Below are 1,394 nucleotides of genomic sequence, written 5' to 3' on the forward strand. Positions count from 1 at the left end.
TGGCCGACCTGTCCACGGTCAGTTTGCTGGCCATTGAAGCCGGTCTCAAACGCCGCGAGGCGCTGGCGCTGGAAATGCGCAACGTGCCCGGCGACGAACAGAAGCGCGTCGTCGGCATGATCCTTGACCATGTCAGATCGCGGCTGGTCGGCGCGGCCTTCGATGCCACCGGCATGGGCTGGACCGTGGCCGAGGATATGGGGCGCAGGTTCGGGCTGAAGGAAGACCCCGAAGGCCCCGGCCTCGTCTGGGCGATCAAGTTCAGCGAGGAATGGTACCGGCTGCAGATGCCGCCGCTGAAGGCGGCTTTCGAGGATGATCACATCGCGCTGATCGCCGACAGCGAGCATGTCTCCGACCTGCGCATGGTGAAGCTGATCCGGGGCATCCCCCGCGTGCCCCCCGTCCGCGAGGGCGAGAAGGGCAGGAAGCGCCACGGCGATTATGCCATCGCGCTGGCGCTGGCGTATTTTGCCAGCCGCATGCGCTGGGTCGAATACGGCTATGTGCCGGTGCCGGTCCATGACCAGAGGGTCGGCCACAACGGCGGCCCCGCAATGTTCGAGAGCGAAGCGGAGGGCTGGTGGCGCGGGCCGCTCGGCGCCCGGCTTCGCGGGAGTATCTGACCATGGCCCGAAATCTGATCCTGACCGACCGCTGGGGCTATGAAGTGGATCGCGCCAGCCTGACCCGCGATGTCGGGGCGCCCAGCCTGTCGGGCGCGCGCTCGCCGCTGACCTCCTATCCGGGCGACGGGCTGAACCCGCTGCGGCTGGCGCAGATCCTGCGCGCGGCGGATCACGGCGATCCGGTGCGCTATATGGCACTGGCCGAGGTGATCGAGGAACGCGACCCGCATTATCTGGGTGTGATCGGCACCCGGAAGCGGTCGGTCTCGCAGCTCGACATCACGGTCGAGGCGGCCTCGGACGATGCCCATGACGGCAAGCTGGCGGATATGGTCCGCGACTGGGTCAAGCGCGACGAGCTGCAGCATGAGCTGTTCCATATCCTCGACTGCCTGTCGAAGGGCTATTCCGCCACGGCGATCATCTGGGATCATTCCGAGGGGCAGTATCTGCCGAAGGAGCTGGCCTGGCGCGATCCCCGGATCATCCGGTTTGCCCGTCACGATCTGGCGCGGCCGCTGATGCTGGATGACAGCGGGCGCGAGGTGCCGCTGCCTGCCTTCCGCTTCGTCTTTGCCGATATCCCGGCCAAATCCGGCATCCTGCTGCGCGCCGGTCTGGCGCGGGTTGCGATGTCGGGCTGGATGTTCAAGGCCTTCACCGGGCGGGACTGGGCGATCTTCACCCAGACCTATGGCCAGCCGCTGCGGGTCGGCAAATGGCAGCCGGGGGCCAGCGAGCAGGACAAGGCCACGCTGTTCCGGG

The 1,394-nt window shown here is 67.1% G+C and carries 1 protein-coding gene and 1 pseudogene; both read left to right on the forward strand.

Translation table 11 applies throughout. From position 1 onward, the window contains the following. Positions 1-626 (forward strand): annotated as a pseudogene (locus C8N34_RS25780) (hypothetical protein); the annotation flags it as partial. A gap of 2 nt (positions 627-628) precedes the next feature. Then, on the forward strand, positions 629-1,394 hold a 766-nt coding region (locus tag C8N34_RS25785), incomplete at its 3' end, for a phage portal protein family protein (RefSeq protein WP_146177494.1).

The sequence above is a fragment of the Gemmobacter caeni genome (assembly GCF_003054195.1).
In the GTDB taxonomy this organism is placed as follows: Bacteria; Pseudomonadota; Alphaproteobacteria; order Rhodobacterales; family Rhodobacteraceae; genus Gemmobacter; species Gemmobacter caeni.